This is a genomic window from Paenibacillus aestuarii, from assembly GCF_027789125.1.
GTDB lineage: Bacteria > Bacillota > Bacilli > Paenibacillales > NBRC-103111 > Paenibacillus_E > Paenibacillus_E aestuarii.
Genome location: NZ_JAQFVF010000027.1, coordinates 180,048 through 193,760, shown reverse-complemented (window position 1 = coordinate 193,760; position 13,713 = coordinate 180,048). Strand labels below are relative to the sequence as shown.

At 53.4% G+C, this 13,713-nt stretch carries 14 protein-coding genes; 7 read left to right on the top strand and 7 right to left on the bottom strand.

Going from position 1 to position 13,713, the window contains the following annotated elements; translation table 11 throughout:
• Nucleotides 1-214: 214 nt before the first annotated feature.
• Nucleotides 215-772 carry a DUF3231 family protein gene (locus O9139_RS13405; protein ID WP_270879986.1) on the bottom strand — a complete coding sequence of 186 codons (558 nt, stop codon included), beginning with the start codon at nt 770-772 and terminating at the stop codon, nt 215-217.
• Nucleotides 773-911: 139 nt separating this feature from the next.
• On the opposite strand from O9139_RS13405, the gene O9139_RS13400 reads away from it, so the two are divergent.
• Complete coding sequence (locus O9139_RS13400; RefSeq protein ID WP_270879985.1) at nt 912-1,505, top strand: TetR/AcrR family transcriptional regulator; 594 nt, start codon at nt 912-914, stop codon at nt 1,503-1,505.
• A 19-nt stretch (nt 1,506-1,524) separates the two neighbouring features.
• Entirely contained in the window at nt 1,525-1,977 is a 453-nt protein-coding gene (locus O9139_RS13395; protein WP_270879984.1) for a DoxX family protein, read from the top strand.
• Between the two features lie 55 nt (nt 1,978-2,032).
• Here the strand turns inward: O9139_RS13395 and O9139_RS13390 are convergent, their stop codons facing one another.
• Nucleotides 2,033-2,881, bottom strand: coding sequence for a cupin domain-containing protein (locus O9139_RS13390; RefSeq protein WP_270879983.1), 849 nt, complete (start codon nt 2,879-2,881; stop codon nt 2,033-2,035).
• A gap of 187 nt (nt 2,882-3,068) precedes the next feature.
• Between O9139_RS13390 and O9139_RS13385 the strand changes: the two genes are divergently transcribed.
• The 5 genes from O9139_RS13385 (at nt 3,069) to O9139_RS13365 (ending at nt 8,396) form a co-directional block, all read left to right on the top strand.
• Nucleotides 3,069-3,641: a TetR/AcrR family transcriptional regulator gene (locus tag O9139_RS13385; protein ID WP_270879982.1), complete on the top strand. Its 573-nt coding sequence runs from the start codon at nt 3,069-3,071 to the stop codon at nt 3,639-3,641.
• Between the two features lie 23 nt (nt 3,642-3,664).
• Nucleotides 3,665-6,343 (top strand): phosphoenolpyruvate synthase, encoded by a 2,679-nt coding sequence (locus O9139_RS13380; RefSeq protein WP_270879981.1) that lies wholly within the window; start codon nt 3,665-3,667, stop codon nt 6,341-6,343.
• Nucleotides 6,344-6,436: 93 nt separating this feature from the next.
• A complete protein-coding gene (locus tag O9139_RS13375) occupies nt 6,437-7,048 on the top strand; it encodes a polysaccharide deacetylase family protein (protein ID WP_270879980.1) in 612 nt (203 codons plus the stop codon).
• Between the two features lie 680 nt (nt 7,049-7,728).
• Complete coding sequence (locus tag O9139_RS13370; RefSeq protein WP_270879979.1) at nt 7,729-7,851, top strand: hypothetical protein; 123 nt, start codon at nt 7,729-7,731, stop codon at nt 7,849-7,851.
• A gap of 368 nt (nt 7,852-8,219) precedes the next feature.
• Complete coding sequence (locus O9139_RS13365) at nt 8,220-8,396, top strand: hypothetical protein (RefSeq protein ID WP_270879978.1); 177 nt, start codon at nt 8,220-8,222, stop codon at nt 8,394-8,396.
• On the opposite strand, the gene O9139_RS13360 is transcribed toward O9139_RS13365, so the two are convergent.
• The 5 genes from O9139_RS13360 to O9139_RS13340 all read right to left on the bottom strand — a co-directional run bounded on the left by O9139_RS13360 (nt 8,389) and on the right by O9139_RS13340 (nt 13,699).
• Nucleotides 8,389-9,402 (bottom strand): LacI family DNA-binding transcriptional regulator, encoded by a 1,014-nt coding sequence (locus O9139_RS13360; protein WP_270879977.1) that lies wholly within the window; start codon nt 9,400-9,402, stop codon nt 8,389-8,391. The genes O9139_RS13365 and O9139_RS13360 overlap by 8 nt on opposite strands.
• A 102-nt stretch (nt 9,403-9,504) precedes the next feature.
• Nucleotides 9,505-10,320 carry a 5-deoxy-glucuronate isomerase gene (gene iolB / locus O9139_RS13355; RefSeq protein ID WP_270879976.1) on the bottom strand — a complete coding sequence of 272 codons (816 nt, stop codon included), beginning with the start codon at nt 10,318-10,320 and terminating at the stop codon, nt 9,505-9,507.
• A complete protein-coding gene (gene iolG / locus O9139_RS13350; protein ID WP_270879975.1) occupies nt 10,308-11,351 on the bottom strand; it encodes an inositol 2-dehydrogenase in 1,044 nt (347 codons plus the stop codon). Before iolG ends, iolB begins: the two co-directional genes overlap by 13 nt.
• On the bottom strand, nt 11,352-12,227 hold the full coding sequence (fba, locus tag O9139_RS13345) for a class II fructose-1,6-bisphosphate aldolase (RefSeq protein WP_270879974.1): 876 nt from the start codon (nt 12,225-12,227) through the stop codon (nt 11,352-11,354).
• A gap of 26 nt (nt 12,228-12,253) precedes the next feature.
• A complete protein-coding gene (locus tag O9139_RS13340; RefSeq protein ID WP_270879973.1) occupies nt 12,254-13,699 on the bottom strand; it encodes a CoA-acylating methylmalonate-semialdehyde dehydrogenase in 1,446 nt (481 codons plus the stop codon).
• Nucleotides 13,700-13,713: the final 14 nt, after the last annotated feature.

Here is a 13,713-nt window from a genome sequence, read left to right as displayed (position 1 = left end):
TGACTCACCATTTCCATCTCAGCATGCAGGAAGAGCAGCAGACAAGTCTCGCCTATTACTTGGCGGCGGCAACGGATGCTTTCGCCAAGTCGTAAAGAGCACGAGCATGCATGGACTGTCTGAGCTAGGTCCCTCCGGCGAAAACATAAAAAACCTCCTGGTTGTCGGTTTTACCGACTTCCAGGAGGTTTAGGGCAAGAGCAGCAGCCCGCAATCATTGCTGAGACTGCTGCGGCAGGCCGCTTGGCAAGTAGTATGGCGGGATTTTGATCCATCCGCGCTTGCGCATCATCAATTTTAATGAGGATCCAAATTGCAGCTTCTCCACCTGAAACCCCGCAAACATTATGCCAATATCGTTGCGAACCGACTCAACAGCCCCAGTCGCACACATCATATAATTGGCGACCACCTTCACGGATAACGCGTTAGCAATTTCGTCATCCGTCAGCTTGACGCCCATCGGCACCGCTTCCGGCGCCGAATCCGGCTTTCTCTCAGAAACAGGCGGCAGCGGAACCCCCTCTTGCAGCATAAAGTTTTTCAGCTTCTCCGCCTGTTCCGTCGCTAGTTTCATAGACGCTTGAAGCGCTCTTCGCAGATCCTCGTCTGTAGTCGTGTTTAAGCCAATTTGCACATTGGCCTTTTCTTCCTCCAGCATCGTCAGGTACGTCCAGCAGGTCATGACTTCGCCCACATGCATCGGCGGCTTAGGCTCATTATCGATGAACGTTTTCATGACGTCAATAAACGCTTCCACAATATTTGTCAATCGTCCCACTCATTTCTTTTTTTAATAGGATGAGATACGGGACTCAAAAATATGCATAAAAAGTGCGCCACACCATTTACAAACCAATGGTCGGTTTATATAATGAAATTACTAACACTATCCACTTGGAGGTTTCAACTTGAAGCAAGAAGAACGCCGATTCCAAACAAGGAATCGATTACTTGAGGCCACCAAAGCGCTCATTCACGAAAAAGGCTGCCATTCCATCACCATGAAAGACATTATGGAGAAATCTCAATTATCCAAAGGGGCGATCTTCCATTATGTAAAGAGCAAAGATGAAATTTTCGCGCTTGTTTTGCAGGAACGGCTGGAAGAGACGAATCAGCGCTTCATGGCCGAAGTCGAGGTGAACGAGAAGACGTTTGCAGGGCCGATGCACAAAATTATGCTCAGCCTTAGCAGCCTGGAAGCGTCCAATGAAGTGACTAACATGGTTCTCGTCTACTTGCTGGGCAAGGAAAATGAACCTGCCGTCGCTGAAGTGCTCCAACGGTTTTACGAAAGGTCCGTACAATTATCCCGGACATGGATCGTAACCGGCCAGCAGCACGGGGTCATCCCCCAATCTGTAAATGCTGACAAAACGGCGGAAATGTTCGTCCTCATTTCTATCGGCATGCGCGTACGATCCTCATTTCCGGCCATATCCGCATCGTTTACATCCGCTGATTTTTCCGATTTGATTGTTAACCAATTGCAACCCGAATAATTCATTGGAGGGATTCTCAATGGTTCCGTTCATTGCTCTTCTTGTGTCTGGTTTGCTTTTTCGTCTGTTTGGTGCGATTGGGTGGAACTACTTCAACTCCTGGCAAGCCTCACTGCAAGCAGCGGTAGCGGTCATGCTCCTGCTCACGGCCTCCGCGCACTGGGGGGCCAAACGTAAGGACCTCGTTCAAATGGTTCCCCCTGCTTTCCCCAACCGGGAATGGATCGTGACCGCCACGGGCTGGCTGGAAATTGCCGGCGCCATCGGCATCCTGATTCCCGCCACGTCAGCTGCTGCCTCGGTCTGCCTGGCGATCCTGCTGCTCGCCATGTTCCCGGCCAACATCCGGGCAGCCCGGGAGAAGCTGACCATAGGCGGCAGGCCGGTGCCGATGCTGTTTCCGCGAACACTGATACAGATCGTGTTCCTGGCGGCGGTGATTCTCGCTTCACCCGCTATCACGCCATTCTAAACATAAAGGGCCGATGCTAACACGGTGAAACCGTGCTGCGCCGGCCCTTCATCATTTACCCGCGGTTATATGTGTACTCCCAACCGCTCCAAATCTCAGGCGCCTGCCGATAAGGCTGTTCGTACGGCTGCTCCGCGAAGGAGCCCTGCGGCTGCTCATAGGGCTGGCCATAAGGCTGTTCGTAAGGCCATCCGTAAGGCTGGCCTGGCGGCTGCTCGGCGTACATGGGCGCGGACTGCTCGTATGGGCGTTCACTTACCTGATCGTACGGCTCGAAGGATTGCGCATAAGGCTCGAACGACTGACCATAATAAGCCTGCGGTCCATAAGCCGGATCGGCAGCCGTCTCACGGTGCGTCATATGCCCTGTATGGCAATTATTAGGCGGGCCGATGAACACCGTATTTGTAATCGGGGCGAACGTTTCCTTCACCTTCGCTTCATCCAAGCAATATGAGCGAGCCCAAATATGTGGCGGAGTTAAGCGCAGCAAATCGGAACCGCCGATGAATTCAGGCGTCGGCGCATCAAAGATTGCGATCAAATGCGTGTTATCCACTTGGGCGACTTCATAATGCCACCAGCCCTGCGGCACATTCGCCACTTGCCCCGGCTGAATCGGGAAATTCATCAGCTTCTTCGAGAACGGATTCACGAGCGAGACAATCGCCGCGCCGGAAACACAGTACACAAGTTCTGAAGCATTTTGATGAATGTGAGGTTCAACAATGTTGCCCGTGCTCAAATAGATGTCCAGCAATGAAACGTTGCCGAGCGTATTCAGCTGGCTGACGCCAAGAACATTAATATAATTTTGACTGTCTTTTTTAAAAAACAAACTTTGGTTCACATCAAATGAAAACTGCGTCGAAGGAGACGTATAATCCATATATGAAACCGCCACTTTTTCCCGCTTCCCTTCCCTTACTAGGCTTTTGACTATGCCATATCTTATGTCGCCTATCTTCTTTGGGTGCAGCGTCGCCCATTGACGATAAAGATGTGATGCTGTACAATGTGGAAACCAAGAAAACTTTTTCAGTTTCCTCAGGACCCCTATTCTCTATGGGGCATTTTTTGGAGGGCATGTTATGGATGATGCTGTAAAAATTCGTATTCTCAATGAAGCCGCCGCGCTCTTCGGTTCCAAAGGCTATCGAAACGTCACGCTGAGCGAACTGGCTACAAGGCTGGGCATGAGCAAAAAGACGTTATATCAATATTTCAGCGGTAAAGAGGAAATCGCCGAAGCGGTGCTGGATCTAACCTTACAAGCGATTGCATCCGGCATTGCCGAGCGCATGCAGCAAGCAGGCAGCGGCGATCCGCTGCAAATTCTGCAGACGACTTTCGAACATATCAAGAATGAAATCGTAAAGCTTCACCCGCTCTTTTTGGAAGATATTCAAAAGTACGTCCCCCGTCTGTGGACGCGGCTGGAGATGTTTCGCAGCCGTCAGCTTATGTTTCTTGAGCAATTGCTCAAGCAGGCGATGCAAGCCGGACGTATCCGCCAGGTAGATACAAGTCTCGTCACTGCGATCATGCTGGAATGCATCCAGCACATTGTGAAGCCCGATTTTGCCGCTAAGCACGAAGCACCGATCATGCAGGTGGCCGACACGTTGTTTTCGTTGTTTTTGGATGGGCTCCGCATAGACTAACTGTACAAAGGAGTGTGTTTGCCATGAATCCATATGTTCTGGATTTTGGACAGATCGATAAACATAGCCTTCCGCTCGTCGGGGGCAAAGGCGCCAACTTGGGAGAGATGACACAGGCAGGCTTTCCTGTGCCGTCCGGCTTCTGCGTCACGACGCAAGCGTTCCGCGCCTTTCTCGAACAGAGCCCTGCCATGTCAGCGTATTTTCAGCAGCTGGATCAGCTTCAGGCGGATCAGCTGGCAGAGATAGCCGCCATCGGCCGGACCATCCGGGAACACCTCGCTATGGTTCCGATCCCTGGCCATATCCAAATTGCCATCCTGGAAAGCTGGCGCCGCTGCGGAGCTGCACAGGCCTATGCGGTCAGGTCGAGCGCCACGGCGGAAGATTTGCCGACCGCTTCATTTGCTGGACAGCAGGATACGTATTTAAATGTGCGCGGCGACGAGCAGCTGCTGAAGGCCATTCGCGCCTGTTGGGCATCACTTTTCACAGACCGCGCCATCTCTTACCGGGCAAAAAACCGCTTCGACCACCGCGCCGTACTCCTGTCCGTCGTTGTGCAGCAAATGGTTTTTCCGGAGGTTTCCGGCATCATGTTCACGGCGGACCCTATCAGCGGCCATCGCGGCACGATTTCCATCGATGCCAGCTTCGGCTTGGGAGAGGCGCTCGTCTCCGGCCTCGTCTCTGCGGATCTGTACCAAGTTCGTCAAGGCGAACTGTGGAGCAAAAAAATCGCCCGCAAAAAGTTGGCGATCTACGGTCTGCCCGAAGGCGGTACCGTGACACAGGATCTGCCCGAGTCCGAACAGGAGCGCGAGGCGCTCGGCGCTGAGCAGGTGCTGGAGCTGGCGAAGCTCGGCGAACAAATCAAAGCGCACTACGGCTCCGAGCAGGATATCGAGTGGTGCTATGCCCAGGGACGCTTCTATATCGTCCAAAGCCGGCCGATCACCTCTCTATATCCGCTCGCGCGCGTTACCGATCCTCTCGGTCCAGGCGAAAGCCCGCATCTGTTCTTGTCCTTCGGTCACCAGCAGATGATGACCGACGCTATGAAGCCGATGGGCTTGTCGGTGCTTCGCACGTTGCTGCCTTTTGGCAAGCCGACGCTCCGGGCGGAAAGCAGGTTCACTTCCGCTGCCGGCGGACGCATGTTTGTAGACATTACGAAGCTGTTCACTTTGCAGCCGGCCCGCACCTTATTTCCCAAGCTGCTCTACAATATCGATGAGCTGATGGCGATCGGCGCTGAAGAGTATGTGCAGCAGGATGCTTTTATCCGTCATTTGCCGAAAGCGCCCGGATTGAAAAAGGGAATCGCCCGTTTCGTAGGTCCGATTCTGCTTCGCTCTATGCGAAATCTATGGGTTGCGGATCTTTCAAAAGCCGAACAAAAGGTTAGCGCTTACATGAAGCAATCGCTGCAACTGGGAGCAAGCAGGCTCGCCGGCTTATCCGGGCCGGAACGGATCATGCGGCTGCAGGAACATATCGGCTCTTTAATGCTGAACATCTTCCCCGCCTTGCTGCCGTACCCGCTTCCGGGCATTATCTCCTTCCGAATGCTTCACGCACTGTCTGTCCGCTGGCTGGGCGACGCGGACGTCGCGCATGTGCTGAACCGCGGACTGCAAGGGAATGTGACGAGCGAGATGGGGCTGATGATCGGGGATCTGGCCGATACCGCACGGCCGTATCCGGAGGTTATCGAGCTGATCCGGCACGGCCAGCCTGCTGCATTCCGCGAGCAGCTGCGGCACGTTCACGGCGGCGATGTGTTCGGGCAGGCATGGGATCATTTTATGAAACTGTACGGGATGCGCTGCCCGGGCGAAATCGATATCACGCGGCCGCGCTGGCGCGATGACCCGAACACGCTGCTTCCGTCGATTGACAGCCATATGCGCAGCATGCAGCCCGGTGAGCACCGGGTGAAATTTGCGCAAGGGGCTGTGGAGGCGGAGGCAGCGGGCCGCGACTTGCTGGCGCGGCTCCGCAAGCAGCCGCTGGGCTGGTTCAAGGCGAAGCTGATGGGCCGGCTGCTTCGTGCATTTCGTGCGCTTATGGCGCTGCGAGAGCACCCCAAATATTTGATGATGCAGAACTTTGGCATCATCCGGGAGGCGCTGCTGGCGGAAGGCGCGCTGCTCGTTGAAGCTGGCGTCCTGGCGCAGGCGGACGACGTGTTCTTTGTCAGCCTGGATGAACTGTTAAGGCTGACACAAGGCGAGCGTCCGGAGACGCTTCCGCAGCTGCTCCGCCAGCGCAAGGAGGAGTTGGAACGGTACCGGACGCTTACACCTCCTCGCCTGATGACAAGTGTCGGCGAGATCATTACGGGGCGGCGCAAGATGACTGACGCGCCAGCCGGCGCCCTGCTCGGCACGCCGGTTTCGGCCGGCGTCGTGGAGGGCATCGCCCGCATCGTTATGCGTCCGGAGGAGGCAAAGCTGAACAAGGGCGAGATCATGATCGCGCCCTTCACCGACCCCGGCTGGACGCCATTGTTTCATTCCGCCGTCGGGCTCGTCATGGAAGTCGGCGGCCTGATGACGCACGGCGCGGTCGTGGCGCGTGAGTATGGCATCCCCGCCGTCGTCGGCATCGACGGCGCAACACAGTTGATCCGCGACGGCGACCGCATCCGGCTGGACGGAACTCGCGGCTACGTGCTCGTACTTGAGCCGCACGCGTAAGCAATAGGCTATCCCTGGGGGATAGCCTATTATTTTTATGCAGCCCCGCGCCCCAGATGGTAAAATAAGGCTATGAAAGGAGCTGTTAGCGAAATGATCATACACCAATTGACAATAAGCCAAAAAGCAGTCGCTTTTACGTTCGATGACGGGCCTAATCCGTTATACACACCACAGGTGCTGGATATTTTTAAGGATGCTCGGGGTAAAGCTACCTTTTACATGATCGGTGAACAAATTGAAAAATATCCCGACATCGCCAAGTCCGTGCACACGGAAGGCCATGAGATTGGCAACCACACCTATAGCCACCCTTATTTAACGAAGCTAAGTGAGGAAGAGCGAATGGACGAGCTGCTGCGCACCCAGAAGCTGATCAAGGCCATCACCGGTGCTGAATCACGGACATTCCGCCCGCCTTATTTGGATTGTAATGAGCAGGTGGAACGCGCTGCGGCGAGCTTCGGCTATCCGGTCATCGGAGCCGTGAACGGCGAAGCACGCGATTGGGAGCAGCCGGGCGTTCAGCACATCATCGACGTGACGCTGAAGACCCTTCAGCCAGGCAGCATCTTATTGTTCCACGATGGCTATGGTGACCGCTCGCAAACGATTGCAGCCGTCTCGATGCTCGTGCAGAAGCTAAGCGCCGAAGGCTATGAGCTTGTTTCCGTTAGCGAGTTGCTGCAAATGAGCACCCCATAAATTTTTTACAACTTGTCCGCGAACCATCCGTTTCATATTCTTTTAAAGGAAATAATATACTATAGGAAACTCGTTTTCATTCTACTAGCATTCCTACTCTATTCTGAAAATCAGACCAAGGGAGGAATGTTCCATGATGATGAGAAATGTAGTTGCATTTCTACAAGGCTTCCTATTCGCCTTTTTGGGTCTGGCCGTAATGCCTATTCTCCTCGTTCAAATGATTATCAGTGAATTGTTCTAAAATCCTGTTTCATCCCTGTATCGCAACTGTTGTTTAATAGCTGCTGCGATACAGGGATTTTTTCTTTTCACGGCGCCATTCCACTGCCTAAGCTCGTTCCCGTTCACTCTGCCCACCATCCCCTTGCTCAGAAGACACGGGTGATGGTTTTCAGCGTATTGCCTTTAACCCTGAACGTTAGCGCCAATAGCTTTCTCACAATTACTTTTACACGGATCTGGATCTGTTGTTATCCATGCCTGAGGGACCATTAGCCAATTTAGATCGAATTATCTTTATGGAGTCTTTATAGAAGCAAGTTTCTTGCAATAAGTGGCTGAGTATAGGAAATACCGACAAATTTCTATAAAATTCCGCAATTTTGTTTGTTTTCAAACAGAAATCTTTTTCCATTTTTGCTAAACTGATCTCATCTTGTAAAAAGGGTGGGGATCGTATGAGCCAAATGCTATGGCTGATCATCGTAGCTTTATTTTTGCTGGGGGTTATCCTGCATGATGGACAAAACGATCCCCCTGATCATACATCGTCCGGCTCTTCGGATCACAGCCAACATTGACATTTTTATCTGCGGGCGGCGCTTTTTTATAAATGAAAAAGAACCCCTTACGGGGTTCCCTGCCGGTGAAAGAATTGTTGGTACTTTGGCCATGAATCTTACTTGGCTTTGAGCGTAACCTCATCACACTTTGCAGTACATGACTACACAATGAGTTCTGCGGCACATCTCCTCGCTTTTATATAGATTCAATAACACCTTCCCTGATTTTGTTACGTTGATTGTCCAACGGAACAACACCTCGCTTGTTTCACCGACAAAAATTATTATGTCCGCTTCAGCTATTTATATACACTTCGCAACAGGCATACTTAAAAAAATCATGACATATAATGTAGGGCTTGTATCCTGTATGTGAGGTGTTGCCCTTGTTCAGAATATATGTCATTGACAGCGACCAGAAAACGATTGAGCTTTCTTTTAAAGACACGAATGAGTTATATAGATTTGCGGATGTATTTATCGACCATGGCTATAAAGTACTGATTGAAAAAGAGAATCATCTCGACTCCAGTGAAGATGCCTTGATCGACGATCTTAGCTGATCGTCCCCGTTGATTTACGCACAACCAGCTCGGGCTCGATGACGGTTCGCTGCACGTTAGATGTGGTCCCTACTTTGGTCAGTTCTTCGATCAACAGATTAACGGCAAGCTTACCCATCTCCGCGATTGGCTGAGCAACGGTGGTCAATGGAGGATCCGTGACTGAGGCTAAAATGGTGTTATCGAAGCCGACGATCGACAAATCTTCGGGTACGCGGAAACCGAGCTCTTTGGCCGCCTGCAGGGCGCCGATGGCGAGCAGATCATTGCAGCAAAACAGCGCGGTCGGACGAACTGTCTGCTGCAGGAGCATCATGGCGTTGCGTTTGCCTTCCTGCAGCAGATCGTTGCCGCCTGCCAGCACCCAGGTCTCCGGCAGCGCTAAGCCTGCGGCTTCCAAGGTCTGACGAAAGCCGCGAATCCGCTCCCGGCTGCTGCTGACCTTGAGATTCTCCGCGATGACCGCAAGGCGCGTATGGCCGAGCTGAAGCAGATGCTGGGCGGCCATGCAGCCCCCTGCAAAGTCGCCTACGAGCACAGGCACCACGTGGGAGCTTAGCGTTTCGCGGGCTATCGAGACGATGGGAACCGATTTTTCGATAAGCGGGCCGAGCAGTTCCACATTGTCCATGCCGGTTCCGATGATTAAGCCATCGACGCTTTTTTGCTGGAGCAACGACAAGTAACGCTCGATTCGCTCATCATCGTTATGCGTACTGCAGATCGCGAGGCTGTAGCCCCGCTGGTGCGCTTGATCCTCGACCGCATGAGCGATTTCGGCGAAAAATGGATTGGAAATATCCGGAACCAGTAACCCGAGCGTATATGTTCTTTTCCCTGTAAGTGCGGCGGCGATCAAGCTTGGCCGGTAGTTCAGCCGCTCCATAACGGAAAAAATTTCGTTACGCCGCTCCTCGCTAATTTTACCTTTACCGTTAATCACTTGCGATACGGCCGCAATGGAAACCCCTGCCTCGCGCGCCACATCATATATCGTTGCTTTCATAAGTCTCCCCCGCAGCTGCAGCTTCCCTCTTTTTGGAACGTTTTACCTTCTATTATGCTGGCTTCGCTTTGAAGTTGCAACCTGGCGGTGTCGAATGATGACTTATTTTCTCGGTTTCGGCATTAACCATTCGTGATCAGGATCATTATGGAACTTCCATGTACGAACGGGTCCAGCCATGACATTCAAGTAGTACACGTCGTAGCCTGGAGGCGCGCTGACCGGATGGTAGCCCTTCGGCACGAGCACAGTTTGACCATCTCGCACAACCAGTGTCTCATCGAGCGAGCGGTCGTCCGTATAAACGCGCTGGATCGCAAAGCCATGCTCAGGCTGGACATGATAATAATACGTCTCCTCGAGCAATGACTCGTCAGGCAGATTGGCCTTGTCATGCTTGTGAGGCGGATAGCTGGACCAGTGACCGTTAGGTGTGAACACCTCGACAACCAACAAGCTGTCCGCAGGCTCCTGTTCCGGCAAAATATTATGAATCTGCCGCTCCATATTGCCGTAACCGCGCGTTTCCACGCCTACTTGCGCCGGTTCAATCAAGCGAGCTGGATGACCGCCGTGGCCGGGAGCGGAGCAAATGGCCAACTCGATGTCACTAAGCGCACGGATCTCATAGAAATCCTCATTCGGCACGTACACCGAATACGGTGGGATTTTTTCAAACACGCTCATCCGCAGCCCGATTCCCTGCCACTTCTCACGCTTAGTCTCCACATCCGCCCTGCCGCTGAGCAGCACCACGCATACCTCGTTCCTGCCTGTTTCCCGCCGCAGAACTTGCCCTTCCGTCAGCTTCGCCACTTCAAAACCGACATATTCCCATCCGGCAGACGCCGGCGTAACGCTTAATACGATGCCATCCTCGTTCGCCGACTGTGTTGGTTTAACAATTAGCTCTGACATTGCAGCGTCTCCTCCAGCTCGTGAATTTCGCTGATTTTCACCGGGCGGCCCAAGCGGCTGGACAGCTTCGCAGCAAGAGCCATGCGCTCCGCCTGCAAGCCGTCATTGCCTTCCACAGGAAGCGGCTTGCCGTGCAGCAGACTATCGATGAACATCTGTGTTTCTTCCACATAAGCAGCTTGGTAGCGCTCAAGGAAAAAGTGCAGAGGCTTGTCGCGAACGATGCCTTCAGCCGTACTGATTTCAGCCGTGTTCGGATGATCGTTGGTGACGGCAACGCTGCCTTTTGAACCGAACACTTCCACACGCTGATCATAGCCGTATACCGCTTGGCGGCTATTATCAATAACACCCAATGCGCCATTGGAAAATTTTAACGTTACAATCGCAGTATCCACATCGCCATACTCGGCAAAAACCGGGTTAATAAGCACATTCCCCTGGGCATAAACCTCTTCCACTTCGCTGCCGCAAACGTAGCGAGCCATATCAAAGTCATGAATCATCATGTCCATGAAAATGCCGCCGGACACTTTAATATAATCCGGATGCGGCGGATTCGGGTCTCTGGAGGTAATTTTGACGATATGCGGCTGACCGATCGTTCCCGCCTGCACATGCTCGCGCACCCGCTTGAAATTATGGTCAAATCGGCGGTTAAAGCCGATTTGCAGCTTCACGCCTGCGACGCGCACAGCCTCCAGCGCTTCTTCCGTTTGCTTGATGTCCATGCTGACAGGCTTCTCGCAAAAAATATGCTTGCCGGCTTGCGCTGCCTGCTTGATCAACGGCACATGCGTGTCGGTCGAAGAACAAATGAACACCGCATCGATGTCCGGATTGGCCATAATCACATTGCTGTCTTTGACTACCTGCTCGATGCCGCGCTCAGCCGCCCAAGCTTCCAATTCGGGTCCTGCGAATAAATCGCTAACGGCGACGACCTCCACTTGCTTCATGCGCAGCAAGTTGTCAGCATGAATTTTGCCGATGCGCCCTGCGCCGATAATACCGATCTTTATCGTATTCATTTATTTGTCTCCTCCCGCTTTTCCCGAGCTTCCGAACAAACGGATTTTGGCTTTTACGGTATTGCGAATGGCTTCGCGAGCCGGAATTAAATAATTGCGCGGATCATAAGCCTGCGGATGCTCACGCAGATAGCTGCGAATCGCTGCTGTACAGGCGGCTTGATTATCCGTGTTCACGTTGATTTTGCAGGTGCCGAGGGAGATGGCTTGGCGAATCTCCTCATCCGGCAGACCGCTGCCCCCGTGAAGCACCAAAGGCAGACCGGTCAGCCGCTGAATTTCGCCCATCCGGTCGAAGCCCAGCTTCGGCTGACCGCGATAAGGGCCATGCACCGAGCCGAGGGCCGGTGCCAGACAGTCGATGCCCGTCTCCATGACGAGGCGGACGCACTCGCTAGGTACGGCGTACATGCCTTCGGCTTCATCGACGACAAGATCGTCTTCACGTCCGGTAATCCGGCCGAGCTCCGCTTCGACCGTAGCCCCGAGGACGTGCGCAACTTGCGTCACTTTTTGCGTGACGAAGATGTTGTCCTCCAGCGAGTGGTGCGAAGCGTCGATCATCACCGAGGTGAACCCGGCGTGCAGCGCGTTCATGCATACCTCGAAGCTGGAGCCGTGATCCAAATGAAGCGCGACGGGAACCGTAATCCCATAATAGTCGATCAGCGCCTTCACCATGCCGGCAATGCAGGGGAGGCCGCCCATATACGGGATATAAGCTTCGCTTACGCCTAGAATAACCGGCGCCTTCTCTTCCTGCGCAGCCTGCAAAATGGCTTGAGTGAACTCGAGGTTATTCAAATTAAACTGCCCGACGGCGTATCTGCCTTCCAGCGCCTTGTGCAGCATCGCTTTCATAGAAACGAGCGTCATGCCTTCCTCTCCTTATCGATCGCCGGCTACCAGCGGGCTGTGACCATTTTTTTGCGTGTATAGAACTCGACGCCGTCTGTACCGTTGGCGTGCAGGTCGCCGTAGAACGATTTTTTCCAGCCGGAGAACGGGAAGAACGCCATAGGCGCAGGAACGCCCAAGTTAACGCCAAGCATGCCGGCATCGATCGTATCGCGGAATTGCCGCACGTTGCTGCCGCTATCGGTAAAGATACACGCGCCATTGGCAAATTCGGAACGGTTCGCCAGCTCAATCGCATCTTCGAGTGTCGCCACGCGGACAATGGACAGCACGGGAGCGAAGATTTCGTCCTCCCAAATTTTCATGCCGCATTGCACCCCGTCAAAAATCGTAGGTCCGACGAAGTACCCGGTACCCTCAGAAGCCACGTCTTTCCGACCGTCACGGAGCAGCAGCGCGCCTTCATTTTCACCGGTTTCAATATATTTCAAGGTACGCTCTTTATGGGACCCGCGAATGACCGGTCCAAGGAAAATGCCTTCGTCGTTGCCGTTGCCGATTGTCAGTTTGTTCGCTGCCTGAACCAGCTTCTCGACAAGCTCATCGCCGATTGCGCCGACTGCGACCACGACGGAACAAGCCATGCAGCGCTCACCCGCTGAACCGAAGGAAGCATTGATAATTTCTTTCACGGTCAAATCCAGATCCGCATCCGGCATCACGATCGAATGGTTTTTAGCGCCTGCCAGCGCCTGCACGCGTTTGCCGTGTGCAGAAGCCGTTTTGTACACATATTCAGCGACAGGCTGAGAGCCTACAAAAGAGATCGCTTTGATGTCTTTATGTTCCAAAATGCCATTCACCACGTCATGTGCACCATGCACAATGTTAAGCACGCCTTCAGGTAAGCCGGCTTCCATGAACAGCTCAGCCAGGCGATTCGCCAGCATCGGCGTGCGCTCCGACGGCTTCAGAATGAAGGTGTTGCCGCATGCAATCGCCAGCGGGAACATCCAGCATGGCACCATCATCGGGAAATTGAATGGGGTGATGCCGCCAACAACGCCGACCGGATAGCGATACATGCCCGACTCCAAGCCTGAAGCGATGTCCGGCAGCTGTTTGCCCATCATGAGTGATGGCGCACCTGCGGCAAACTCGACGCACTCAATCCCGCGAAGCACCTCGCCGTAAGCTTCCGTGTAGCTTTTGCCGTTCTCTTTGGTAACGAGGCGGGCCAGCTCTTCCCAGTGCTCAACCAGCAGCTGCTGGTACTTGAACAGCACGCGCGCACGGCGCGGAACTGGCGTGCGGCTCCAAGTTGCGAATGCTTCCTTGGCGTTCTGCACGGCACGTGCGACATCTTCTTTTGTGGACAGAGGCACATAAGCAATGATTTCTTCTGTCGCCGGATTCATGACGGCTTCGGTTACCGTCGATAAGGAGTCCACCCACTGGCCTCCGATTAAATTTTTCAATACTTGAGTCATCGTTAGTATCCCCT

What these genes read in the sequence shown, in the direction of transcription:
- O9139_RS13395 (WP_270879984.1), top strand. Translation starts at nt 1,525, where the DNA reads ATGGTTCCGTTCATTGCTCTTCTTGTGTCTGGTTTGCTTTTTCGTCTG.
- O9139_RS13385 (WP_270879982.1), top strand. Translation starts at nt 3,069, where the DNA reads ATGGATGATGCTGTAAAAATTCGTATTCTCAATGAAGCCGCCGCGCTC.
- O9139_RS13380 (WP_270879981.1), top strand. Translation starts at nt 3,665, where the DNA reads ATGAATCCATATGTTCTGGATTTTGGACAGATCGATAAACATAGCCTT.
- O9139_RS13375 (WP_270879980.1), top strand. Translation starts at nt 6,437, where the DNA reads ATGATCATACACCAATTGACAATAAGCCAAAAAGCAGTCGCTTTTACG.
- O9139_RS13370 (WP_270879979.1), top strand. Translation starts at nt 7,729, where the DNA reads ATGAGCCAAATGCTATGGCTGATCATCGTAGCTTTATTTTTGCTGGGG.
- O9139_RS13360 (WP_270879977.1), bottom strand. Translation starts at nt 9,402, where the DNA reads ATGAAAGCAACGATATATGATGTGGCGCGCGAGGCAGGGGTTTCCATT.
- iolB (WP_270879976.1), bottom strand. Translation starts at nt 10,320, where the DNA reads ATGTCAGAGCTAATTGTTAAACCAACACAGTCGGCGAACGAGGATGGC.
- iolG (WP_270879975.1), bottom strand. Translation starts at nt 11,351, where the DNA reads ATGAATACGATAAAGATCGGTATTATCGGCGCAGGGCGCATCGGCAAA.
- fba (WP_270879974.1), bottom strand. Translation starts at nt 12,227, where the DNA reads ATGACGCTCGTTTCTATGAAAGCGATGCTGCACAAGGCGCTGGAAGGC.
- O9139_RS13340 (WP_270879973.1), bottom strand. Translation starts at nt 13,699, where the DNA reads ATGACTCAAGTATTGAAAAATTTAATCGGAGGCCAGTGGGTGGACTCC.